At 34.1% G+C, this 22021-nt stretch carries 26 protein-coding genes, 5 tRNA genes and 1 other RNA gene; 19 read left to right on the plus strand and 13 right to left on the minus strand.

Annotation, left to right across the window (positions count from 1 at the left end; genetic code table 11):
- Positions 1-42: 42 nt before the first annotated feature.
- The 8 genes from ACKX2A_RS08760 to rpsU form a co-directional block, all read right to left on the minus strand.
- Positions 43-123: transfer RNA gene (locus ACKX2A_RS08760), tRNA-Tyr, on the minus strand.
- A gap of 19 nt (positions 124-142) precedes the next feature.
- Positions 143-216, minus strand: a tRNA-Thr gene (locus ACKX2A_RS08765).
- Positions 217-306: 90 nt separating this feature from the next.
- A tRNA-Gly gene (locus ACKX2A_RS08770) sits at positions 307-379 on the minus strand.
- Positions 380-466: 87 nt separating this feature from the next.
- Positions 467-547, minus strand: a tRNA-Tyr gene (locus ACKX2A_RS08775).
- 20 nt (positions 548-567) lie between these two features.
- A tRNA-Thr gene (locus tag ACKX2A_RS08780) sits at positions 568-641 on the minus strand.
- A 111-nt stretch (positions 642-752) separates the two neighbouring features.
- Complete coding sequence (locus tag ACKX2A_RS08785) at positions 753-1043, minus strand: HPF/RaiA family ribosome-associated protein (protein ID WP_039365235.1); 291 nt, start codon at positions 1041-1043, stop codon at positions 753-755.
- On the minus strand, positions 1040-1927 hold the full coding sequence (locus ACKX2A_RS08790) for a tyrosine-type recombinase/integrase (RefSeq protein ID WP_415328984.1): 888 nt from the start codon (positions 1925-1927) through the stop codon (positions 1040-1042). The genes ACKX2A_RS08785 and ACKX2A_RS08790 overlap by 4 nt, the downstream gene beginning before the upstream one ends.
- A 224-nt stretch (positions 1928-2151) precedes the next feature.
- The gene (gene rpsU / locus ACKX2A_RS08795) at positions 2152-2349 is read right to left on the minus strand and encodes a 30S ribosomal protein S21 (protein ID WP_062697349.1); all 198 of its coding nucleotides are present in this window, start codon (positions 2347-2349) and stop codon (positions 2152-2154) included.
- 364 nt (positions 2350-2713) lie between these two features.
- On the opposite strand from rpsU, the gene ssrA reads away from it, so the two are divergent.
- Positions 2714-3114: a transfer-messenger RNA gene (gene ssrA / locus ACKX2A_RS08800) on the plus strand.
- Positions 3115-3253: 139 nt separating this feature from the next.
- Here ssrA and ACKX2A_RS08805 read toward each other — a convergent pair.
- Positions 3254-5248, minus strand: coding sequence for a T9SS type B sorting domain-containing protein (locus ACKX2A_RS08805; protein WP_415328985.1), 1995 nt, complete (start codon positions 5246-5248; stop codon positions 3254-3256).
- Positions 5249-6201: 953 nt separating this feature from the next.
- Here ACKX2A_RS08805 and ACKX2A_RS08810 point away from each other — a divergent pair.
- Positions 6202-6663: an Lrp/AsnC family transcriptional regulator gene (locus tag ACKX2A_RS08810; protein ID WP_415328986.1), complete on the plus strand. Its 462-nt coding sequence runs from the start codon at positions 6202-6204 to the stop codon at positions 6661-6663.
- A 42-nt stretch (positions 6664-6705) separates the two neighbouring features.
- Here the strand turns inward: ACKX2A_RS08810 and ACKX2A_RS08815 are convergent, their stop codons facing one another.
- Genes ACKX2A_RS08815 through ACKX2A_RS08825 form a run of 3 tightly spaced genes read right to left on the minus strand, consistent with a single transcriptional unit; the run spans position 6706 to position 8960 of the window.
- On the minus strand, positions 6706-7191 hold the full coding sequence (locus ACKX2A_RS08815) for a thermonuclease family protein (RefSeq protein ID WP_415328987.1): 486 nt from the start codon (positions 7189-7191) through the stop codon (positions 6706-6708).
- An 8-nt stretch (positions 7192-7199) separates the two neighbouring features.
- Entirely contained in the window at positions 7200-8006 is an 807-nt protein-coding gene (locus tag ACKX2A_RS08820; protein WP_415328988.1) for an AraC family transcriptional regulator, read from the minus strand.
- Positions 8007-8063: 57 nt separating this feature from the next.
- The gene (locus ACKX2A_RS08825; protein ID WP_415328989.1) at positions 8064-8960 is read right to left on the minus strand and encodes an oxidoreductase; all 897 of its coding nucleotides are present in this window, start codon (positions 8958-8960) and stop codon (positions 8064-8066) included.
- A 205-nt stretch (positions 8961-9165) separates the two neighbouring features.
- Between ACKX2A_RS08825 and ACKX2A_RS08830 the strand changes: the two genes are divergently transcribed.
- The 13 genes from ACKX2A_RS08830 to ACKX2A_RS08890 all read left to right on the plus strand — a co-directional run bounded on the left by ACKX2A_RS08830 (position 9166) and on the right by ACKX2A_RS08890 (position 18653).
- Complete coding sequence (locus ACKX2A_RS08830; protein ID WP_415328990.1) at positions 9166-9504, plus strand: NHLP leader peptide family RiPP precursor; 339 nt, start codon at positions 9166-9168, stop codon at positions 9502-9504.
- Between the two features lie 94 nt (positions 9505-9598).
- The gene (locus ACKX2A_RS08835) at positions 9599-11605 is read left to right on the plus strand and encodes an adenylate/guanylate cyclase domain-containing protein (RefSeq protein WP_415328991.1); all 2007 of its coding nucleotides are present in this window, start codon (positions 9599-9601) and stop codon (positions 11603-11605) included.
- A gap of 84 nt (positions 11606-11689) precedes the next feature.
- A complete protein-coding gene (locus ACKX2A_RS08840) occupies positions 11690-12022 on the plus strand; it encodes an NHLP leader peptide family RiPP precursor (RefSeq protein ID WP_415328992.1) in 333 nt (110 codons plus the stop codon).
- Between the two features lie 18 nt (positions 12023-12040).
- Positions 12041-12367: an NHLP leader peptide family RiPP precursor gene (locus ACKX2A_RS08845; RefSeq protein ID WP_415328993.1), complete on the plus strand. Its 327-nt coding sequence runs from the start codon at positions 12041-12043 to the stop codon at positions 12365-12367.
- 31 nt (positions 12368-12398) lie between these two features.
- Positions 12399-12767: an NHLP leader peptide family RiPP precursor gene (locus ACKX2A_RS08850; RefSeq protein ID WP_415328994.1), complete on the plus strand. Its 369-nt coding sequence runs from the start codon at positions 12399-12401 to the stop codon at positions 12765-12767.
- A gap of 28 nt (positions 12768-12795) precedes the next feature.
- Positions 12796-13164, plus strand: a complete 369-nt coding sequence (locus tag ACKX2A_RS08855) for an NHLP leader peptide family RiPP precursor (protein ID WP_415328995.1) — start codon at positions 12796-12798, stop codon at positions 13162-13164.
- 29 nt (positions 13165-13193) lie between these two features.
- Positions 13194-13532: a class IIb bacteriocin, lactobin A/cerein 7B family gene (locus tag ACKX2A_RS08860; protein WP_415328996.1), complete on the plus strand. Its 339-nt coding sequence runs from the start codon at positions 13194-13196 to the stop codon at positions 13530-13532.
- A gap of 45 nt (positions 13533-13577) precedes the next feature.
- Positions 13578-13928: a class IIb bacteriocin, lactobin A/cerein 7B family gene (locus tag ACKX2A_RS08865; protein ID WP_066440811.1), complete on the plus strand. Its 351-nt coding sequence runs from the start codon at positions 13578-13580 to the stop codon at positions 13926-13928.
- A gap of 107 nt (positions 13929-14035) precedes the next feature.
- Entirely contained in the window at positions 14036-14233 is a 198-nt protein-coding gene (locus ACKX2A_RS08870; protein ID WP_415328997.1) for a hypothetical protein, read from the plus strand.
- Between the two features lie 92 nt (positions 14234-14325).
- Positions 14326-15885, plus strand: coding sequence for a type 2 lanthipeptide synthetase LanM (locus tag ACKX2A_RS08875; protein ID WP_415328998.1), 1560 nt, complete (start codon positions 14326-14328; stop codon positions 15883-15885).
- Between the two features lie 56 nt (positions 15886-15941).
- Positions 15942-17123, plus strand: a complete 1182-nt coding sequence (locus ACKX2A_RS08880) for a hypothetical protein (protein WP_415328999.1) — start codon at positions 15942-15944, stop codon at positions 17121-17123.
- 24 nt (positions 17124-17147) lie between these two features.
- Positions 17148-17801, plus strand: coding sequence for a hypothetical protein (locus tag ACKX2A_RS08885; protein WP_415329000.1), 654 nt, complete (start codon positions 17148-17150; stop codon positions 17799-17801).
- Between the two features lie 111 nt (positions 17802-17912).
- Positions 17913-18653 carry a DUF3667 domain-containing protein gene (locus ACKX2A_RS08890; RefSeq protein ID WP_415329001.1) on the plus strand — a complete coding sequence of 247 codons (741 nt, stop codon included), beginning with the start codon at positions 17913-17915 and terminating at the stop codon, positions 18651-18653.
- A gap of 24 nt (positions 18654-18677) precedes the next feature.
- Here the strand turns inward: ACKX2A_RS08890 and ACKX2A_RS08895 are convergent, their stop codons facing one another.
- Entirely contained in the window at positions 18678-19439 is a 762-nt protein-coding gene (locus ACKX2A_RS08895; protein ID WP_415329002.1) for a response regulator transcription factor, read from the minus strand.
- A 241-nt stretch (positions 19440-19680) separates the two neighbouring features.
- Here ACKX2A_RS08895 and ACKX2A_RS08900 point away from each other — a divergent pair, with 241 nt between their 5' ends.
- The 4 genes from ACKX2A_RS08900 to ACKX2A_RS08915 all read left to right on the plus strand — a co-directional run bounded on the left by ACKX2A_RS08900 (position 19681) and on the right by ACKX2A_RS08915 (position 22017).
- A complete protein-coding gene (locus ACKX2A_RS08900; protein WP_415329003.1) occupies positions 19681-20304 on the plus strand; it encodes a hypothetical protein in 624 nt (207 codons plus the stop codon).
- Between the two features lie 85 nt (positions 20305-20389).
- Positions 20390-21028 (plus strand): helix-turn-helix domain-containing protein, encoded by a 639-nt coding sequence (locus tag ACKX2A_RS08905; RefSeq protein WP_415329004.1) that lies wholly within the window; start codon positions 20390-20392, stop codon positions 21026-21028.
- Between the two features lie 50 nt (positions 21029-21078).
- The gene (locus ACKX2A_RS08910) at positions 21079-21393 is read left to right on the plus strand and encodes an NHLP leader peptide family RiPP precursor (RefSeq protein WP_415329005.1); all 315 of its coding nucleotides are present in this window, start codon (positions 21079-21081) and stop codon (positions 21391-21393) included.
- Positions 21394-21495: 102 nt separating this feature from the next.
- Positions 21496-22017, plus strand: coding sequence for a cyclic nucleotide-binding domain-containing protein (locus ACKX2A_RS08915; protein WP_415329006.1), 522 nt, complete (start codon positions 21496-21498; stop codon positions 22015-22017).
- Positions 22018-22021: the final 4 nt, after the last annotated feature.

Here is a 22021-nt window from a genome sequence, read left to right on the forward strand (position 1 = left end):
ATTTTCTTGAATCTTGCAAGATTTTTTTTCAAATATAAAACGTGGGGAGAGCAGGATTCGAACCTACGAAGCCGAAGCAACTGAGTTACAGTCAGTCCCATTTAGCCACTCTGGAATCTCCCCAGATATTTTATATTAATAGAGCTTCCAGAGGGATTCGAACCCACGACCCCGAGATTACAAATCACGTGCTCTGGCCAACTGAGCTATGGAAGCGTTTTAATATTTAGACTGAAAGCTGTTGAGAAAATTCTACTCTGAGCTTTTCAGCAGTTAAAAAAAATACTCTACCCGAGTATTTTGTTGAGCGGAAGACGAGGGTCGAACTCGCGACATTCAGCTTGGAAGGCTGACGCTCTACCAACTGAGCTACTTCCGCAATTTTGTTTCCAAAATCATTGGTAACGGTTTGCAAATCTAAGAAGAATTCTTGAAACCTGCAAGTCTTTTTTTAATAAAAAAACTGTGGGGAGAGCAGGATTCGAACCTACGAAGCCGAAGCAACTGAGTTACAGTCAGTCCCATTTAGCCACTCTGGAATCTCCCCAGGTTTTTTATCTTAAAATGAGCTTCCAGAGGGATTCGAACCCACGACCCCGAGATTACAAATCACGTGCTCTGGCCAACTGAGCTATGGAAGCCTTTAAATCAAAAAGAATTCAAAAGAACGCTGTTCCCTTTTTGCGAGTGCAAATATAGAACGGTTTTTTTGAATTCTCAAATTTTTTAATGACTTTTTTTATCTTTTTTTTCTATGCCATCTCTTTTTTCTTGATTAGTAGCTTTTTAGCAGTATCAACGCATAGGTCTAAACTTTCTTCAAAACTTGTAGTTGTCTTCTTTACTACGATATCGTCTCCCGGAACCGCCAATATAACTTCGGCAGTTTTGTTTGCTTTATCCGAGTTATTTTCTACTTTTAAAAATATTTTACACTCTACAATTTTATCATAAAATGTATCCAATTTGCTTACTTTTTTTTCAATGTGTGATTCTAGTGGTTCGTGTGGAGTTAAACCAATTGATTGTACTGTGATCTTCATAATTCTTCTTTTTTAGACGCTCTTGGATGAGCCTGATTAAACACTTTTTTCAATTGTTCAATATTAGCATTCGTATAGACTTGAGTACTTGCAAGACTGGAATGCCCTAATATTTTTTTTACTTTGGAGATCTCCGCCCCATTATCCAAAACGTGTGTAGCAAAGCTATGACGAAGGATGTGAGGACTTCTTTTTTCTTTCGTTGTTATAAGACTAAGGTACTTATTAACTACCACATAAACAAATTTTTCAGTGAGTTTTTTGCCTTTCTTGTTGACAAAAAAATAGGATTGATATTCTGTCTGTGGGTTCCTTATTTCCGAATAACTTCTAAGCAGAACCGACAAATCTTCGGAGATTGGGATATATCTTTCTTTATTCCCCTTTCCTATTATTTTTAGTTCGTTTCCGCCTAAGTTTACATTCTCAAAAGTCATACCACAAAGCTCTGCCTTTCGGATTCCGGTTTGGTATAAAACCTCCACGATACAGTGATCGAGGACATCCGTGATTTGTTCAAAAACCTGATCATTAAGCTTTTGCATTTCATCTTGAGACATTGGAATTTGCTTTTCAGGATAAAATTTTAACGAAGAAATACTTTCAGTTGGTGAAACTTTTATTTCACCGATCTTTAAAAGGAAAAGATAAAAACTACGAAGTGAAGACAATTTGCGATTGATACTTCGTTTGGAAATGTCATTTTCGCTTAAATCAACAATGAAATTTCGGATGATTTTTTTATCGGCTTTGGAAATATCTTCTGAAGATTCTGTTCTAAGATAGAAATGGGAAAAGTCCTCAAGGTCTTTTCTGTAGCTTGTAATGGTGTGAGGTGAATACCTCTTTTCGAATTGTAAATATTCTAAAAATTTATCTAGCATGTTATTTTTGAATATTGTTTGTGCTTGAATTATTTTAATACAAAGACTGCTAAGTTTGTTTTAAAACACCTTTTCAAGGTCAATCTGGCTATATTAACTAAATATGCTGTGTTTACACAATAAACAAATTAGATCACAAGACAGTCTAGGTATAAAAATAAAAATTCACTCTTCAAATATAACTATTTAAAGAGTGAATTTAGTATGTGTTTAAGAAAAATTTCTTAAGCCTGTTCTTCTTTGCTAAGATTTCTTTGCTTGTGAGCAGCTTTTAATCTAGCTTGTCTTAAAGTTACAGAAGGCTTAATAAACTGTTGTCTAGCTCTTAGTTGACGAACTGTACCAGTTTTATCAAATTTTCTTTTATATTTCTTTAATGCTCTGTCGATAGACTCTCCGTCTTTTACTGGAATTATTAACATATTTTACATCTCATTTTGGATTGCAAAACTAGGGATTTTTTATTGAACTACAAAATTAATCACGATAAATTACTTAATTTTGAATTATAAAAGTACAATCTGAGACTATTATTTCTACTTTCTGGTGTATTGAAAATGAATAGATTTTCTTGATTTTTTCAAATATTTCAATTAATGATCTCCACCCTAGCCCCGATTGGCGCGGCATCCTTTTGTGTTGCGGGCGGAGCGTAGCGTAGCCCGTAACACAAAAGATATAGCAGAAAGCGGGATTAAGCTCCTAATAAAAAAATTAATTAAAAAGGGCTCATCTATATTAATGGTATTTGAACAAAAGTATTATCTTTGCATTCACTTTATTTATGGGGTTGACTGGTTTCGACAGCAAGGTCAATGGGTAAGTAAGCATGCAGAGAACCGTAGCGCGATCTCTATAATCCCTTGCTACAAAATTTTAACTGGCAACGAAGAGTTCGCTCTTGCAGCTTAATATCGAAGTATAGTAGATCAAGCGTTTTCCCGAAGATTTCAGTAGGGAAGCAAGATATTCCACAAATGCTCTGTTCTGCGGCGTTTGATCCTGGGATATAGGAATGCAGAAATAAGGTTTTGGAAGCTTCGGCCAAAACACGAAAATTTAGAAGATAAGCTGGAAGTTGGGCGTCTGCTCTCTGCCTCTAGTCGAAAACCAATAGCAGAATAAGCATGTAGAAAGCTTATGTATTGCTTGTTTGGACGAGGGTTCGAATCCCTCCAACTCCACAAAAACAAACCACCGCATCGGTGGTTTATTTTTTTATATCAATATCAATAAAAAGGCAACCACAAAATGCAGTTGCCTCCAGCAAAATTATTAATCTAATGACTAATTAATTGATACTAATATTAAAAATTTAAATCTTCTCTAATCTCTGTTTTTCACCAAAATCCAATCAGAATATTTAATTGGCGTGCTTTTCTTGTCATTCTCGTTCCATGAAACTGAATACCAGTAGCTTCCTGTGGAAATTTTTCTTCCACCGACTGTTCCATCCCATCTGTAATTATTGGTTTTATCAGCTTTATGAATCTGCGCTCCGTATCTATCAAACACATTGAATACAAGGTTTTGCTTACTTGCCAATGCTGAATAATCAATAAAATCATTCACCCCGTCTCCGTTTGGAGTAATCACATTAATTAAATTCGGAACAACAATCGTGATTGTGATAGGATCGCAATTATAATCATCTTTTACAAAAATCTGAGCGTCTCCTCTCGGTACGTTTGTGAAAACATTCGAGTCCTGCCAATGAATTCCATCCATTGAATATTGATAAGGAGCAGTACCTCCTACCGTTTGAACCGTAACCGTTGTACTTGCAATATCAACGCTTGCAATCACCGGCTGTTCGGATGGATAAATTTTTACAGATTGGGTTGCAACGCAATTTCCGGTTTTTAATTTAACCCAATATGTTCCTACTCCAACATTTGTAATCACCTGACTTGTTGCGCCTGTACTCCACTCATAACTTGTAAAGCCAGAACCGGCATCCAATGTCGTCTTGTCTTCAATACAAATAATTTTATCCACCAAAACCTTTGAGAAAACAGGTGGAATGACTTGTAATATTACTTTAGCAATGGCAAAACATCCGAAAGTATTACTCACTCTGATGTACGCAACACCTGTTGGAGCAATATAACTTGAAGGATTTGCAATTGGATTGGTTTGATTCTGAGCATCCGTTAATGATGGATAATATTCTTTCGTTACTCCCGTCATTCCCGTTACTGCAGCTGTTGTAAGGTTGAAAAGTGCTGTTGAAGGTTTTGTTTCAATAAAACATTCCCTTAGAGTAGCGTCATTTACCGTCACTGTTGGGGCCACCTTCAAGGTGATTGTTGCATCATTATTATCACATAAAACCTGCGTAGGATCTTTAATTACAACAGAAATATTGGTATCTGAATTATACTGAAAATTCGTTGGATTCGCAATTGGAGTTCCACTTCCTGTAATATAATAGCTGAAATTGTAATTGTTCGGGTTTGTAGTAAGTTGAGAATTATAAGTCGTTAAATCAACTGTTACCATCCCTGCCAAATCCGGACAGATACTTTTATTAATTGCACTTTCTAATAAAGGGATTTTATCTACAAAAACTTTTACATTTTTAATAGAATGTCTCGATCTCGCACCTCCTGTAGAAGCAGAGAAACCAAAATATCCGATCGTCATCCCGGCTGCTGCACCCGATGGTGCGAAAGAAATGTTATTACAAATTACTGTCCCATTAATGGAAATTTTCACAATCCAGTTTGCCGGAGCTGCAGGATCTACTTCTGCACTTACTTCTACATGCTTGTAAGTTGTTCCCTGAAACGGAATTGTTGCATTCAGATCCGGTGAGTGAAAAGAACTTCCGGGAACGTTGAAAAATTCAACATTATTGGTATCGGTTGTATTAGGAACCTGTCCATATGCGACATGCACTTTGCTCATTCCTGAACTTCCGGTAGCATTATTATACGTATCAAATCCTACAATAAAACCTACTGCATTTTGAGAAACCCCAATTCCCGATCCCAAAACACTGGCAATCGGAGGATTAGCAAGATACCAAAATGCAATACCGTCACCATTATAGGTTTGGTTGGAATCCATTCTCATATCGAATTCCACTCTCCATTTGTCACAATATTTTAAGTTGATCTGTTCATTTAAACGAATGGATCCGGAATTATCATTTACATCTGGAGTCAGTTGAATAAAATCAGTATTTACAGTTGTCGGGCCAACCATCGTCCAACCCGTTGTATTCACAGGATTTCCGGCAAGCTGATACGTTTGTGATTTTAATTGGTTGAAAAACGAGAGTAAAATGAGTAAAAATAAGGGGGATATTTTCTTCATACACAAAAATTTAGTTTAATTCTTTTTATTAATTTGAAAATATCATTCATATTTTTTTGCTGAATATATATTTTACGACAATGTAAAAGATTCTGTATCTTCATTTTAGAAATTAAACCCTATCATTTTTATCATTTTCATTCGATCCACATCTATTTATTAGAAAATTTAATAACATTGTTTCCGGTACAATCTTCTATGTTCAACAACATAAATTTTAAATATCAACTTTGATGAATCATATTTTCGTTGATAAAATAGGAAACTGTAAAAATAAATTGAAAATAAGTTTATCTATAAAAATCTTCCGTGGCACAACTAACATCTGAATTTTATATTAAAACAATAAACTTCATTCACAAATTCTCAAATCGCAGTTAATTATTTTGGCTAAAAATAAACAGAAAGAATAATTCAATTAAAATTCGATAATAAATAAGAAAATTAATCTGCAAATACCACACGAAAAAGGATATAATTCTTTAACATTAATAAAAATTAATACTTAGTAGAATATTATTCTGAATATCATTATAAAATAAAGGTTTACAAAGACTTAGACCTTAATAAAAAATACACAAAACATGACATCAATGTAATTTTATAAACATATTAATAAAAAAGCAGCCATACACTGTACGGCTGCCTTCCCTAAGATTATTTAATAAGTAAAACTTTAAATTTATTGCTATGAGCGGGTTCTTTAAAAAGAGACCACTCCTTTACGAGGAGTGACCTCTTATTATAAAATATTCCCTTTTTACTTTTTATTTATTTCATTTAATTCCAAACAACATTGTCATTCTGCGTTTTGCTTGTTTAAAAATAGATATAAAGAACAAAATAATAACGATTATATAAAAATTAAGCAAATTAACCTTTAAAACAAAAATTAAACAGAATATAATTCTGTATCTTTGACAAAATACTAACACCTAAAAGAATAATATTCTATGGAGCACCTCGATGATAAAGATTTGCAGTTACTTAGATTACTTCAAAAAGATGCTAAACTGACCGTAAAAGAACTCGCGAAAGAAGTAAACCTCTCTCCATCACCAGTTTTCGAACGAGTAAAACGTCTTGAACAAGAAGGATATGTAAAAAAATATGCAGCTATTTTAGATGCTGAAAAACTTAATCTTGGTTTTACAGTTTTTTGTCAGTTGAAATTAAAAAGTAACGACAGCTATCTTGCAGTAGAATTTGAACAGGAAATTTTAGAAATTGAAGAAGTTGCCGAATGCTACAGTATTTCCGGAGATTTTGATTTTCTGCTAAAAGTATATGTTCGCGATATGAAGCAATATCAGAATTTTGTTTTCAACATTTTGGGAGCAGTTCCGTCAATCGGAAGTACGCACAGTACTTTTGTAATGGCTCAGGTGAAAAATACACATGGATTAACGATTTAACCTTCATAAAATACTATAAAATAAAGAAAAAGAGGTTCCAAATTATGAAACCTCTTTTTTCTTTTTCTTTTTACTCGCTCTGTAATCCCACGGGGACATCGCATTTTGATCTGCCCAAAGTCCCAGATTTTTCGCTTTTGCTTCATCCTGAAATTTCTGTAGCTCTGTATTTTTTGATGCTTTAAAATACCACCAACCGAAACCTGCTTTTATAATTTCTTTGGATAAATATTTATCCTTATCATAAAAAATCTTCGCAATCGTTCTTCTGTAACGGTCTTTTCCGGTTCTGTAAAAAGTTACATTTTTACCAAAAACCTGCGAACTTGTAAATTGTTTTGCATTTTTCCCGAAAGCCTGTTTGTTTTCAGGGCAATCAACATCTGCCAATCTTAATGTTTCCTGAGTTTTGTCTGATAATAAAATGACCACAGTATCTCCATCTTTGATTTTTATAATTTTTCCTTTAAGCTGAGAAAAAACGACATTCGAAATAAAAAATAAAGTAATATATAAAATCTTCTTCATCAATAAATTTAAGCTGAAATAATTTTGCTCGGCGACATCCCGAACTGCTTTTTGAAAGCAAATGAAAAGTGTGAAAGATCCTCAAAACCAAGATCTAAATAAATATCCGAAGCCATTTTTCCTTTTTCTAAAAGATAATGTGCTTCTTTCAACCTTTTTTGAAGCAACCATTTTCCAGGTGTACTTCCAAATATTTTTTCGAAATCTCTTTTAAAAGTTGCCAAACTTCTTCCAGTGAGATACGCAAAACGATCTAAATTAACATTAAAATGATAATTTTTATTCATAAAAGCTTCGATATCAATCTTTCCGGGTTCGTTGAAATCGAATAAAATATCTTTTAAATCCGGTTCTTCTTGTAATAATAAGATTAAAACTTCTTTTATTTTCACTTCAACCAATCTTGGATCCGATAATTTATCCGAAAATTGATACACTAGTAAAGACTGCATAAAATTCTGCAAAACCGGATTTTCAGTTAACATTAATAAAGGTTGATCAAAATGTTTCTTCTCCGAAATAATTCCATATTCCAGACTGAAATCCTTTAAAATCTGCTGATCCAAATAAATCGATAACGATTTAAAATCTCCATCCGGAGGTGGTTGTTTTGTAAATTTTAACAACTGATTTCTCTTCAAAAAACGAATCGATCCGTCTTTTGCGGAATAATCTTTAAAACCGTCATTCAGCACCAAATCACCTGCAATCTGATAACTCAAAACATGATCAGACACAAAATGTTCTCCCTGCCGACTCACCTGATTGTAGCATGAATAAACAATATTTCCGAAGTCTTCTCTTTTAGATTTCATTGTAGTACAAAGATAATTAAAATGAGACTGCAATATTTACAGTCTCAATATTAAAATTTATTTCATATTCAACCCTTTATTGGCTAAATATTTTTCACCATACTCCGAATCAAAAAAATTTACTGCTTCATCATGATCTGTAGAAATTGTTACATCCAGCCATTTTTCAAATTCTTGTTTTCTTTGTTCGTCGGTTGCTCTCAAAATTGCAGCTGCTTCACTTCCCAAAACCAAATGTAATGGTGGATTTTCTTTATCAACAAGCTCTGTCATTACTTTTGCTGCTTTTTCAGGATCACCCATCGGAAGGAATTTCCCTGAAGTTAAATGTTCTTTTATTCCACCAACAGTCGATTCATACCCTTCAATATCTTTGGCAAAACTCATGGAAGAGCCTGCCCATTCTGTACGGAAGCCACCCGGTTCAATGCAGGTAACTTTTATTCCAAGCGGGGCAACTTCTTTGCTTAAAGATTCAGAAAAACCAGCCAAACCAAACTTCGCTGCCTGATAAATGGAAAGTCCGGCATTCCCCACTCTACCTCCAATTGAGCTGATCTGCAATATACTCCCTGACCTTTCTTTTCTCATATAAGGCAAAACGGCTCTTGTAACTTCAATTGGCGCATATAAATTGACTTCAAGCTGGCTTCTTACCTGTTCGTTGGTAAATGCTTCTGCCGCACCTGTAATTCCGAAACCTGCATTATTGACTAAAACATCAATTTTTCCAAAATGATTTACAGCTTCTTCTACTGTTGAATAAATTTGTTCTTTATTTTGAACATCCAATTCCAGCGCAAGAATTTGTTCCGGATATTTTTCAACCAAATCATTCAATTGTTGAGGATTTCTTGCTGTCGCTACAACGTTGTCTCCTTTTAATAAAACTGCTTCTACAAGGCTTTTTCCTAATCCTTTTGAGCTTCCTGTGATAAACCAAACTTTTTTCATTGTATTTACTGATTTTTATTGAGACAAAGTTCCGCTAAAACAAGAGGTGTTTATTTTGTTGAAAAGCTCAATATTGGTTTGTTTAAAAAGTCATTTTTTACTAAAAAAATAGTCCAATTAAAAATTTTCATCAGATTAATTGGCGGGTATGTCAGTCGTTATTAGGGTAATTTTACACATGTAAATATCTCCAAAAACTAGCATAATGAGCACTAAGAGTGAACAAGAAGTTCTACAGTCTATCGTACAGAAGGCGTGGAACGATCCTGTATTCAAGCAGAATCTGATTGCAAATCCTAAACAAACGATCGAAAGTTTTTTAGGCCGTTCCATGATTATTCCTGAAGGTAAAAACATTGCTGTGGTTGACCAATCCAATCCGTCAACAATATTCATTAATATACCGGCAGAGCCTAATATGGACGACATGGAACTGAACGAAGACCAATTGGATATCGTAGCCGGAGGTACAGGACAGGCTGATCCGCCACCGGTAATTCTTATTGTAAGCAATTCGAATGGCGATTTATTTGGTGGGAATTAATGAAAAAAATTCCATTTACTAAAAACAACTCAACGTATATATTCAGCCTTGAATGTATACGTTTTTGTTTAAAAATTTAAAGTACAAAACAATTATGAAAAAGTTTCAGATACTTTTAATGCTTATCTTTTTTCTGATTCTGGGAACTCAGAAATTAGGATTTTTCGGTCAGGTAAGTGCTGATCCGGCAAAAAAATTAGTCCAAAATAAAAAACAAAATGGAGATGAAATATATAAGCAAGGTGAAGACTTTCAAAATGCCGGAAATTATGCAGAAGCATTGATTTCTTTTGAAAACAGCCTTGATATTTACAAAGAAAATCACAACCAAAAAGGGATAGGAGACGCTTTAAATAAGATCGGAACCATGTATTATTATCAAGGAAAATACTTGGAGGCGATGAATTATTTTAATCAATGTGCTGTCGTTTATCAAAAAATCAACAATATTAAAGGCGTTTCTTCTGCGATGAATAATATTGGAGCAATTCATTATTATCTGGGAAATCATCTTAAAGCGTTGGAATATTATAAAAAAGCAGTTGCGATTCAAGAGAAGCTTGGGGATCAGAAAATCATTGCGGCGACAACTCAGAATATTGGTGGAATCTATTTGAACATTAAAGATTTCAACAATGCGATGAAGTATTACAAGAAGGCGAATGCTATTTATCAAAACTTAAAGGATAATAAATCTTTGGCTCAAAACCTCAACGGAATTGGTGAAATTTACATGAAACAACACTTTTTTAAAAACGCTCATGATAACTTTCTAAAATCCTTAAACATTGCAAAATCTTTAAACGATAAACAGAAAATAACGGAAGTTTTATTCAATCTTGGAGAACTTTTCAGAATGCAAAACAATTTTGAAGAAGCTCAGAATTATTACAATCAATCTTTAGATACTGCGATAAAAATCAATAATCTTCAATACACAAGTATCTCGCAAATCGCGATCGGTAATATTTTTTTACAAAAAGGCAAAGCCAAAGAAGCCCAAATAAAATGCGAAACAGCCCTTTCAATGGCGGAAAAATTAGGTGCTGTGAGTGTAAAAAAAGATGCGTGCGATTGTCTCTACAAAACCTATAAATTATTAGGAAACGATAAAAAAGCTCTGGATTATTACGAAAAAAATCAGGCTTTCAAAGATAGTTTACAATCGGAGCAGACTTCCAACAAAATCATGAGCATGGAATTTCAACAGAAACAATTGTTGGACAGCATTTCTTTCGTTAAAAAAGAACATTTAATTGAAACCAAACACAAAGAAGAAGTTGAGAAAAAGGAAAGACAGAAAAATTATATCATTCTTACTTTAATATTTATTCTAATTATTGCAGCAGGTTTACTGAACCGTTTGTCTTTCATGAAAAAATCCAGAGAAGCCATTCGTGTGGAAAAAGATAATTCTGAAAGATTGTTATTGAATATCCTTCCACAGGAAATTGCGGATGAATTAAAGCAAAAAGGCTATGTTGATGCCAGAAATTTCAGCATGGTTTCGATTTTATTTACAGATTTTAAATCGTTTACAGAAACTTCAGAAAAACTTTCACCTCAGGAATTGGTTGAGGAAATTAATATCTGCTTTAAGGCATTTGATAATATTTCAGAAAAATACAAGATTGAAAAGATAAAAACCATCGGCGATTCTTATATGGCAGCAGGCGGAATTCCTCAGCCACACAAAGACTCTTTAAAAAATATCGTTTCGGCCGGAATCGAAATGCAGGAATTTATGCTTAAAAGAAAGCAGGAAAATAATGACAATAAACCTGTTTTTGAAATGCGTCTTGGAATTCATGTAGGACCGATTGTTGCCGGAATTGTTGGGGTAAAAAAATTCCAGTATGATGTTTGGGGCGACACTGTAAATACAGCAAGCAGAATGGAGAGCAACGGAATGATCGGGAAAGTAAATATCAGCGAGTTTTTATATGATCATATTAAAGATGAAAAAGACTTTTCATTTCACTACAGAGGGAACATACAGGTGAAAGGAAAGGGCGAAATCAAGATGTATTTTGTAGAAAGAAACGTGGAAACATCGGCTTCTTACGCTGCTGTAGCCTTTATCGGGAATGAAAAAATCTAATTTAAATTGACACTCTTGTCGGCAATTTTGGCAAATTTATCATGAATATTCTGCGTAGTTTTACATCAACAGAACAACGAAACAATGGAAGTAAAAACTGCACAACAAGTATTACAATTAGTGATCTCTAAAGCTTGGGAAGACCAAAACTTCAGAAAAGAATTAATTGAGAATCCGGTAACTGCAATTGAAAATTTCACCGGAGCAAAAATCATCTTACCGGAAGGAAAAGAGTTGGTGGTAGCAGATCAATCTGACAATTCTAAGATTTTCGTAAACATTCCTTCTGAACCGGATTTAGAAAATATGGAACTTTCCGAAGATCAATTGGAAGCCATTGCCGGAGGAGGACAAAATATTATGAGCAACATTGTTGATACTCTGTTTCCTACAATACAAAATTTTATAAAACTATAACACAAAGGAACAAATATTATGGAATTTACTCAAGAACAAAAAATGTACGCTAAAATTGTACAAAAAGCATGGGAAGACGCTGAGTTCAAAAATGAGCTTATACACAACCCGATTGAAGCTATTGAAAAATTCACAGGTAAAAAATTAGATTTACCTGAAGGTAAAAAACTGGTAGTGAGAGATCAAATGGATAATTCTGCTATTTACATCAATATTCCTGCAAAACCAAATGAAGATGTTGAACTTAGTGAAAGTCAACTGGAAATGGTTTCGGGAGGAACAATAGGAACAGTAAAGGATGTTGTTGATTTTTTATACTCATTCAGCCTTTTTTCTCCAAAATAATTTAAAATCAAATACAAAAAAATTAATACACATGGAATTCACTCAAGAACAAAAAATGTACGCTGAAATCGTACAAAAAGCATGGGAAGATGCGGAGTTCAAAAATGAACTTGTAAAAAATCCTGTTGCCACTATCGAAAAATTCTCAGGCAAAAAACTGAATTTACCGGAAGGAAAGAGATTGGTAGTAAGAGATCAAACCGACGAATCTGTCGTATACATCAATCTTCCGGCATCTCCTAAAAATTCTGTAGATACAGAACTAAGCGAAGAACAACTGGAAGCAGTAGCAGGAGGAATCGGTCCGGGAGGATGCCTTCCAGATTATCCTTTCCCTGGTGGTGGAACGACAGGACCTTTCAATCCTTTCCCACCCATCATTTTTACAGAAACTATGTAATTTATAAAACTAACAAAATATTACAAACATGGAATTCACTCAAGAACAAAAAATGTACGCAGAAATCGTACAAAAAGCATGGGACGATGCAGAGTTCAAAAATGAGCTTGTAAACAATCCTGTTGCCACTATCGAAAAATTCACAGGGAAAAAACTGAATTTACCGGAAGGTAAAAAACTAGTTGTAAGAGATCAAAGTGATGAGTCTGTGGTTTACATTAATATCCCCGCTGCTAAAAGCACTGTAGATGCAGAGCTAAGCGAAGAACAACTGGAAGCTGTTTCTGGTGGGGCAAATGTAATCTGGCCTCCAAAAGGTGGAGATACTACTTTTCCTTTCCCTGGCGGAACAACAGGACCTTTCATTCCTACTATCCCAATTTTAACAACAATTTAATTTAAAACTAACAACAAAATATTACAAACATGGAATTAACACTAGAACAAAAACTGAACGCTCAAGTAGTACAAAAAGCATGGGAAGATGCTGAATTCAAAAACGAATTAATTGCAAATCCTGTACAGGCAATGGAAAAACTTACAGGTCATAAAATCAACTTACCGGAAGGCCAAAAGCTGGTAGTCGTTGATCAATCAAATGATTCTACAGTTTATTTCAACATCCCGAAAAAACTGGATCTTGATACTTTGGAGCTTACCGAAGAGCAACTTGAGCAGGTAGCTGGTGGACTTACGCCAACATTCATCGCTGTTGGTTACGGATTTATGGCTGGAGTAGCAGTATGGGCTGCAACACACCAATAAAAAACGTCCACTAAAAAAATTAATCATTTAAAAAAAATAAGAACAATGAACTTAACAATAGAACAACAAGAAAAAGGGGCTGAGCTTTTAAAAACCTTGGCACAAAAAGCGTGGGAAAGTGCTTCTTTCAAAGAGCAGTTAATTAAAAATCCTGCTTCTACAATCGAGCAGCTTACAGGAAAGGCTGTACCGACAGATAAGAAAATTATCGTTGAAGACCAAACAGATGAATCTGTAATCTATTTAAATATTCCTACAAAAGTAAGTTTGGATGAATTGGAATTAACAGAAGAGCAGCTGGAAATGATCGCCGGAGGAGCTACTCCTATCGCTGCAGCTTATGTAGCAGGTGTTGCTCTAGGTATTGGTGTGAGCTGGGTGGTTTCTCACTGGTAAGATAATACGATCCTTTTTTAATTTTATATCAATCAAACAACCACCCTTTTGAGTGGTTGTTTGATAGTTTTTTCACTGTATATTTACAAAAAAATAATACCGAAATCATGAATAAAAATGCCTTCAAACCTGTTTTAGGACTTATTGCAATAATCTTAGGCTTTGTAATATATAAGCACCTCGATCTTCGCACAATGACATTGAAAGATCCTTGGATGGATACTTTATACATCATCACTTTTGTTATCTGTCTTTTCCTGCTGTTCAGAAGCAGAGGACAAAGCTCAAAAGAACTGGAAAAATAAGATTTAAATAAAAAATCCTTTTCACTCTATCTGTCAGTAGATTACATCATCTATTGATTCTATTACTAATGCCTAAAAATCACAAATTGAAAATGGATAATCCAACAATAAATCTGATAAAAGATGAGCATGCAGATATACCTTTTGTAGACGTTCTGGTACCATATACCGAAGGTTTTGTAAATGAACTTAAAAAAACAGATATTTCGGTTTTACTAGTAAACAAACTTCATACAGGACTTTTGAATGAAATGAGTATGGTCGCAGAAGTAACATTACAGGATGAACTAAATGAGCTTAAAAAGAATGGCCTAAGTATTTACAGTGAATTTGTAGAAACAATGTATTCAACATTAGCCTTAAAATATCCTGTTTTAGATAAAATTTTAAAAACGGTTGTCAACAATTATCTCATCCACATTCAAAATATTTTTTCAAATTTCAGCAAAGATCTTCATCTTATCTCAAAGACATTTTCTTTAGCATTAGACAGTGATATTATCATTAAAGACATCAATCTGAGTCTTGGTGACGGACATGGTGGGGAAAGTACAGCTTCCGTAACATTATCCGATGATACGAAACTCATTTATAAACCAAGAAATATTGATACTGCCAAATCATACAATGTGTTTATCGATTGGATAAATCAAAAATTAAATTTTAATCTAAAAACTTTAAGATGTCTAAATTTTGAACATTATGGCTGGCTGGAATTTGCAGATCATCATCCTGCAGACTCTGCCACCGACCTTCAGGAGTATTATAAAAAAGCCGGAGTCCTTTTAGCGGTTACTCTTCTTTTAGGAAGCAAAGATTGTCATTATGAAAATGTAATTGCATCAGGAAAAAACCCTGTCATTATAGATCATGAAACGATTATTCAACCGGTTTTATCACAGCAGTCTATCCGTACCTGGGATGAGCAGCATAAAATAGCTCCTTTCTCTGTATTGGAAAGTATGCTCATTATTAATAAGGATACCGGAGTTCCAACGGAATATGCAGGATACGGCATTAAGGGCAATATCGAAGTGATGGATCTGGAAAAAAAGGTTATACATCCCAATACGATAGATTCTAAAAGAGATACCCGTTTTGTTTTCAGAAAACTGGTCAAGGAAAACATTCCTTTCTACGAAGACAAGCATCTATTTGCCGATGATTATCGAACTTTTTTCGTTGAAGGCTTTACCAAAGCTTATGATCTGTTTATATCTTCAAAAGATGAACTGATGTCTACAGATTCTCCGATTCAGATTTTCAAAAAACAAAAAATAAGGTATGTATGGCGACCGACATTTGTGTACTTCAGGATTTTAAAATATATGAGAGGCTCTGTTTTTATGAGAAGTTTCGAAGCATACGAATCTAAATTATATGAGCTGATGTCGAAAGCTTACCAAAAAGAAGATTGTGAAAATTATAAATTCATTCTTAATCATGAAATGCAGCAAATGCTGAAAGGGGATATTCCTTTCTTCAATCTGGAGAGCCTGGATCATCATCTTGGAGGAAATGACACTTTCAAGATCTTCAGCCAAAACTGTATTGAAAATATTGAACAGAGAATAAACCTATTCTCTACAAATCATAAGGAGGAGCAGATAGAATTCATCAGCAATTGGCTGAACATCAACACCTCTGTATAGATTTAATTAAATTCAAAAAAACATCATTCCTTTTTTAACATTTATAATTAATTCTGATGAATATTCTTACCATTCCTTATTTCGCAGGAGGGCTTTCACACCTGATTCCCTTATATGTTTTGCAGCAGAAATACCTGAAACGCAGCATCGGAATAAAAAATCATTTTTTAGTAAACAGCGGTTCTCAAAATTTTCTAACCATGCAGGGAGTCGCCTGTGTACCACTAAATTATAGTTTAGAAGAAAATCCACTGATTCCCGAGAACTCGGAGAAAATAAAAGGGCAATTGCTGGAAATGGAAAAAAAAGCCTATGAAATGGTGAAACCATCAGTAATTATTGAAGATACTTCTTTTTTTACTCCTCTTATTGCTGAAAAAAATAATCTGCCTCGAATTTCAATTCAAAGGACGGGAATTTTTAGATCCATCGACAAGCGATTTAGAAATGCCAATCATGTTCATTCTCTGGAAAAAGGAAATAACAGCAGCAAATCTGATGGTTTTTCTGGCTCTCACGAAACAGAAACAGAAACAAATATGGAATCTGACCTGTATTTTCTTCAGCAATATGCAAAGCCAAAAGCCAAAATCGTCCCGGGAATACCTTCCATCGAACGGTTGCCGGAAAATATAGAAAACAAAGATTCTTATTTCTATTCTGGACCTCTTATTGTAATGGATAAGCCTTCAAAAAATTTAAGCGAAAGACTAGATGAATTTTTAAAGATCAATGAAAAAAAATCCGTTGTATTTATCACAACGGGTACAATAGACAAAACACCAATTGAAAATTATATTGAGTTCTTTGTTCAAAAAAATTATGCGGTGATTACAACCTGCGATCATCCTGTCAACGAAAAATATAAACAGGAAGTTTTATACAATAAATTGCTTCCACTGAATTACATCTGCGGAATTTCAAATCTGGTTATCCACCAATGCGGTTCCGGCATGTACCACTATCCTATTATGAACCGGGTTCCTTCTCTTACGGTAGGAACACAATGTTACGACCGCGAAGATGTTGCACTAAGACTGCAGGAGCTTGGAGTTTCCGCACATATTCCTCATCCCGACGATAATTCCGATTATTGGAATATTTTTCTTGATATGGTAGATAAATTTGAAAAAAATACATTAGTCGATTACGAAATGATGGATCAGCTAAAAACTGAAATAGAAGAAATAATGTCCGGTTTCAAAATAGAAAAAGTTATCGAATACGCCTTAGCATAATCCCAATCAAACAAAATTATTACCATGAAAAAATCATTTTACGAATTGTGTAAAGATGCCGGTACCGATAAGGTAATGCATCATGGCTATCATTTTTTTTATCCTCCTTTTTTAGAAAAACTAAGAAATGAGAACTTCACCATGCTGGAAATTGGATATGGTTCCGGGGAATCTGCAAAAATGTGGTGCGAATATTTTCCTTACACCAACTTTTTCTGTATTGATATTGATACTGAAGCTGTACACAGTGACCGATGCCGAATAATAAAAGCAGACCAATCCAGGAAAGAGGATTTAAAAAAAATAACAGGACAGATAAGATCTGCAAAGCTCATCATTGATGATGGAAGTCACAATCCCAGACATCAGTTCGATACTTTTATGTATTTGTTTGAAAATCTATTAGAAGAAGGTGGCATTTATATTATCGAAGATATTGAAACCAATTACTGGAAACCTAATGCCGGACTTTACGGACGTTTTGTCGGAGATTTTAATTTAATAAAAAGCATAAGCTCTTTTCCGGATATGATTAACCATGAATTTTCGAAAATCCAGAATACACTGAAGATCTCAACAGTCACTTACGGACAAAATTGCATCATTATTACCAAAAGAACCGAAGAAGAACAATTATATTTTGACAGAAAATATAGATTCGAAATTTTTACATCCTAATGAAAAATCATAGAATTTAATTAATCAATTCTTAAACGTCTAAATAAAAATTTTTAATAGTTTTGCAACAAACATCATTGTTTTCGCAAAGCCACAAAAAATTAATACCACATGAATCACAACAAATGTTTGAACTGCAATAGTGAAATACAAAACAACTATTGTTCTAATTGCGGACAAAAAACTTCTACACACCGCTTTTCACTGCAACATTTTTTGGCACATGATCTTGTTCATGGTGTATTTCATTTGGATAAAGGTTTCCTGTTTACTGTTAAAGAGCTATTTACAAGACCAGGACACAGCATCAGAGAATATGTTCAGGGGAAAAGAGTAAAACATTTCAATGCTTTTACAGCGATTATTTTTGTCCTTACCATTACTTTGGTAATTACCGGAGCGACAAAAGTAAAGGCCGCTGAAATTTATAATCAGGAACAATTGAGTGAATATTCTAAAGTTCTAAAGGAGTATTATAAATTAATTATTTTATCGGGTATTCCTTTCTATGCGTTGGTAAGCTATTTTCTTTTCAAAAAGACAAAGCAAAATTATACCGAAAATCTTGTTCTGAATACGTATCTTACCATCGGAATGTTGATTTTAGGGCTTGTTTTTCCCATTATCACCATATTTTATACGAATGTAGATGCTTTATACTATTTAAAAGCCATCACGCCAATCCTGAATATTATTTATATATTCTGGTTTTATTATCAATATTTTTCAGCGTTTGAATATAAAAAGGTTTCATTGATTATCAGAACAATTCTTATCACAATTTGTATCTTATTAATCAACGGAGCAATCAATGTTTTAGCCAATAAAGTAGGCGTATTTTTACATCATTAATGCATTAAAGTTTAAACTAAAATTTTAAATCAACATATTATTCGTCGTAAAAATAATTGCTTCTGAGATATTGGTAACTTCCAGTTTATCAAACAGTTTTCTTCGGTGAAATTTCACAGTATCCGGTGAAACGAAAATCGTATCTGCAATTTCATTGATGGTAAGACCTCTTGTAGAAAGCTGCAAAATTTCTTTTTCTCTTTTCGATAAAGAAACCTGCTCAGAAACCTTCCATGCGTCGGCTTTCAGGTCGTAGTTGTAGACTTTATTTTCTCCTTTTTTATAAATCTTTACATTTCCCGCTTCTTTTCCGGAAGACAGAGAAACGATGCAGATCGCTTTCCAGATCTTTCCTTGTTTCGTTAAAAACATCGGAGTCAGTTTATGATTAATTAAAATCATTCTTCCTTCCTGATTTTTAATATGAAAATCATAAGAAATACTATATTCTTTTCTTTCTGCAAAAGGAATTTTTTCATAAAAATCGAACCCAGCCGTATTGATTTTCAATAACATTTGGAGATCATTTTCCGGAACATGCTTAAAGTAAAAAGCATATCCCATTTGTAGTACCTCATCAGGGGTATTTCCGCAAAGAAAAAGTGCATTGTCCGAGACAAATTCAAAACCCTGTTTTTCGTAATCAATTACATAGATACTGGTGTATGTTGCGCGTGCAAAAGACTTTATGGGTTCTAGATAGCTCAGCGTTTCATCTGCCGAATCTGGTGAAGGCTCGACCGTATTTCTCGAGTCGAAAAAAGAGTTTATATTATTTGAATTCATCCGCTTAGGTTTTTTCCAAAAGTAGTGAAAAGAAGTTAAAATTTTACATTTTTTTCAAATTTTTAACTCTTTTTAATTCGCAATTAAATATTTATTAATTAAAATTTTTCTCTCACATTTTTCACACTAAAATGAAAAACTACACTAAAGAATAGTTTTCTGATTCCCAAACACATACTACCATTTAGTGTAATGACTTTGATTTTTTCATGAGATAGATTTGTTATATAAACTGATAACCATGAAATCACAAAACTATTTAGAAAGGCTTGAAATGGAGCAATTGTCCGAGTTAGCAAATTTTGTAGTTAATGAGAACATGACGCACCACACAGGCGAAGAAGAGGAAACGGAAAACATCCAAGACCTTGTGAAAAAAATTTACTACGAAGATCTCAACCTTTTTTTCAATTCCGAATTTTTTGTTTCCAAAGGATCTTCCGGGGAAATAGAAGGAGCTATAAGAATTGTAAAGTGGGATTATAATCAGGAATTGCCTATTCAGAAATTATTCCAGATCAATCCTTTACAGGTAACCAACAGCAAACGCCGTACTCCGATTTGGCACATCGGTAGGTTTGCAACGAAAAAAGATATTGGTGACAGATTTTTATTTAAAAAATTAATGGTTTGCGCCATTGCACCTTTATGCAAAAAGAAAAGAGGATTTGCCTTTGCAGAATGCGACAGCAAGCTTCTGAAAGTAATGAGACTTTTAGGAATAAAAGCAAAAGTTTTAGGAAAATCCATCAATTATTTAGGATCAGAAACCATTCCTATTTCATTGGATTATGAAGGTTTAAAAGAATTCTATCAGCAAAACAAAAAATTAATAAGACGCAGAAAACTTGCTTCTGTAGCTTAAAATAAGTTTCAAGTTTCAGCCAAAACCTCTGAAATATATAGAAAAGAGCCAATAACCGAATCAAATATATAAAAAGCACTAGGCTATGAACACCATTACTAACACTATTGACTGGAATTCTCCGGATGTATTGAGCCAGATTGTTCTTACCATCAAAAATCCGTTGGAAACAATTATCACGGCAAGCAGACACAACGAAAAGCTGGGTAATGAAATCATTTTCAACAGCAGTAAACAAATTAATAATCTTATAGAGGAAATTTTAACAGAGATAAAATCCAAATCTGTTAGCCTGACTTTCCACGAGCTTCCCGATATCTTCAGTATTTATGAAGCCAATGAAAATGTTCAGTGCATGTGTACCAAAAAAATCAACCCTGCCAAAATCACAAAGTTGGATCAAAACTGGCTGGTAAATCTTGAGAAAGAAATTTACAGATCCATCAACCAAAATGATATCAACATTTACGATTTATCTTACAAAATGGCAGTGAGTGAGAGACAGCTCCACAGAAAAATTAACAGCCTGCTGTCTCTTTCACCCAATAAATACATCAGAATTCTTCGCCTGCACAAAGCCAAAGAATTGATCGATAATTATATCCAAAATTCTATTTCGCAGGTTGCATATGCTGTCGGTTACAACGATGTTCATTATTTCTCTAAACTTTTTGTAGCCCAGTACAATGTCTCCCCGAAAGAGCTTATTCATTCTTTGAAATAAAAGAATTTCAGGTAGTGCGAAGAAAAGCATTACACAAAATATCTACTAATATGAAACTAACGAATGAACAAAGGAAAGGAAAAGAAGTGCTCCACAAAATTATTGAAGAGGCATGGAACAACGAGACTTTCAAACAGTCTCTTCTCTCCGATCCCGAAAAAACATTAGAGGCATTCTTCGGAAAAAGTCTTCCTAATGGTAAAAAAATCAAGGTGACAGATCAGTCAGATCCCGAATATCTGTACATCAACATTCCTATTAAGCCTTATTCAGATTTTGAAATAAAAGAAAAAAAACTGAATAAAGTGGTAAGCAGTGTACAAAGAACAGAATCGCCTGATTTTGATGATCTGAGTAAAAATTAAATACAAAAAAAACGGAAAACCATGTCCGTTATCTCATACAATATGGCAAATCCGTAAACTGATAATTAAATAATTTGGCATAACCATTTAAACTAAAAGATAATGAAACGCGTACTTTTTTTCTTAGGACAATTAAACGACATTGATGTGGAGTGGATGATCAAAAATGGAAGTAAAATTGAATTAAAAACAGGCAGCAAACTTATCCAAAAAGGGCAGCCTATCGACAATTTATATATCGTACTTTCCGGACAGCTAGTTGTATGTACGGACGGTGCGAATAACGAAACAATTGCAACACTTGGAGCAGGTGAAATCGTAGGTGAAATGTCTTTCCTGGAATCGAGATCGCCTTCCGTTTCTGTGATTGCTACACAACCAACTATTGCTTATGTAATTTCCAGAAACGCCATGGATTCAAGGCTTTCTACCAACTCAGATTTCAGAGCCAATTTCTATTACGCTTTAGCACTTTTCCTTTCCAACAGGCTTCGTAAAACAACAGACCAGATGGGATACGGAAAACCTGAAGAAGAGGATTTAATCGACGTTAATGTTCTGGACGGTGTTGCACAGGCAGGATCGAGATTCGGACAAATTTTAAACAGATTTTCGGAAGTTTAAATAT

Source organism: Chryseobacterium sp. MMS23-Vi53 (genome assembly GCF_047651245.1).
In the GTDB taxonomy this organism is placed as follows: domain Bacteria; phylum Bacteroidota; class Bacteroidia; order Flavobacteriales; family Weeksellaceae; genus Chryseobacterium.

Excerpts from the sequence above, each read along its gene's own strand:
- ACKX2A_RS08785 (WP_039365235.1), bottom strand. The coding sequence starts at position 1,043 with ATGAAGATCACAGTACAATCAATTGGTTTAACTCCACACGAACCACTA.
- ACKX2A_RS08790 (WP_415328984.1), bottom strand. The coding sequence starts at position 1,927 with ATGCTAGATAAATTTTTAGAATATTTACAATTCGAAAAGAGGTATTCA.
- rpsU (WP_062697349.1), bottom strand. The coding sequence starts at position 2,349 with ATGTTAATAATTCCAGTAAAAGACGGAGAGTCTATCGACAGAGCATTA.
- ACKX2A_RS08805 (WP_415328985.1), bottom strand. The coding sequence starts at position 5,248 with ATGAAGAAAATATCCCCCTTATTTTTACTCATTTTACTCTCGTTTTTC.
- ACKX2A_RS08810 (WP_415328986.1), top strand. The coding sequence starts at position 6,202 with ATGGAGCACCTCGATGATAAAGATTTGCAGTTACTTAGATTACTTCAA.
- ACKX2A_RS08815 (WP_415328987.1), bottom strand. The coding sequence starts at position 7,191 with ATGAAGAAGATTTTATATATTACTTTATTTTTTATTTCGAATGTCGTT.
- ACKX2A_RS08820 (WP_415328988.1), bottom strand. The coding sequence starts at position 8,006 with ATGAAATCTAAAAGAGAAGACTTCGGAAATATTGTTTATTCATGCTAC.
- ACKX2A_RS08825 (WP_415328989.1), bottom strand. The coding sequence starts at position 8,960 with ATGAAAAAAGTTTGGTTTATCACAGGAAGCTCAAAAGGATTAGGAAAA.
- ACKX2A_RS08830 (WP_415328990.1), top strand. The coding sequence starts at position 9,166 with ATGAGCACTAAGAGTGAACAAGAAGTTCTACAGTCTATCGTACAGAAG.
- ACKX2A_RS08835 (WP_415328991.1), top strand. The coding sequence starts at position 9,599 with ATGAAAAAGTTTCAGATACTTTTAATGCTTATCTTTTTTCTGATTCTG.
- ACKX2A_RS08840 (WP_415328992.1), top strand. The coding sequence starts at position 11,690 with ATGGAAGTAAAAACTGCACAACAAGTATTACAATTAGTGATCTCTAAA.
- ACKX2A_RS08845 (WP_415328993.1), top strand. The coding sequence starts at position 12,041 with ATGGAATTTACTCAAGAACAAAAAATGTACGCTAAAATTGTACAAAAA.
- ACKX2A_RS08850 (WP_415328994.1), top strand. The coding sequence starts at position 12,399 with ATGGAATTCACTCAAGAACAAAAAATGTACGCTGAAATCGTACAAAAA.
- ACKX2A_RS08855 (WP_415328995.1), top strand. The coding sequence starts at position 12,796 with ATGGAATTCACTCAAGAACAAAAAATGTACGCAGAAATCGTACAAAAA.
- ACKX2A_RS08860 (WP_415328996.1), top strand. The coding sequence starts at position 13,194 with ATGGAATTAACACTAGAACAAAAACTGAACGCTCAAGTAGTACAAAAA.
- ACKX2A_RS08865 (WP_066440811.1), top strand. The coding sequence starts at position 13,578 with ATGAACTTAACAATAGAACAACAAGAAAAAGGGGCTGAGCTTTTAAAA.
- ACKX2A_RS08870 (WP_415328997.1), top strand. The coding sequence starts at position 14,036 with ATGAATAAAAATGCCTTCAAACCTGTTTTAGGACTTATTGCAATAATC.
- ACKX2A_RS08875 (WP_415328998.1), top strand. The coding sequence starts at position 14,326 with ATGGATAATCCAACAATAAATCTGATAAAAGATGAGCATGCAGATATA.
- ACKX2A_RS08880 (WP_415328999.1), top strand. The coding sequence starts at position 15,942 with ATGAATATTCTTACCATTCCTTATTTCGCAGGAGGGCTTTCACACCTG.
- ACKX2A_RS08885 (WP_415329000.1), top strand. The coding sequence starts at position 17,148 with ATGAAAAAATCATTTTACGAATTGTGTAAAGATGCCGGTACCGATAAG.
- ACKX2A_RS08890 (WP_415329001.1), top strand. The coding sequence starts at position 17,913 with ATGAATCACAACAAATGTTTGAACTGCAATAGTGAAATACAAAACAAC.
- ACKX2A_RS08895 (WP_415329002.1), bottom strand. The coding sequence starts at position 19,439 with ATGAATTCAAATAATATAAACTCTTTTTTCGACTCGAGAAATACGGTC.
- ACKX2A_RS08900 (WP_415329003.1), top strand. The coding sequence starts at position 19,681 with ATGAAATCACAAAACTATTTAGAAAGGCTTGAAATGGAGCAATTGTCC.
- ACKX2A_RS08905 (WP_415329004.1), top strand. The coding sequence starts at position 20,390 with ATGAACACCATTACTAACACTATTGACTGGAATTCTCCGGATGTATTG.
- ACKX2A_RS08910 (WP_415329005.1), top strand. The coding sequence starts at position 21,079 with ATGAAACTAACGAATGAACAAAGGAAAGGAAAAGAAGTGCTCCACAAA.
- ACKX2A_RS08915 (WP_415329006.1), top strand. The coding sequence starts at position 21,496 with ATGAAACGCGTACTTTTTTTCTTAGGACAATTAAACGACATTGATGTG.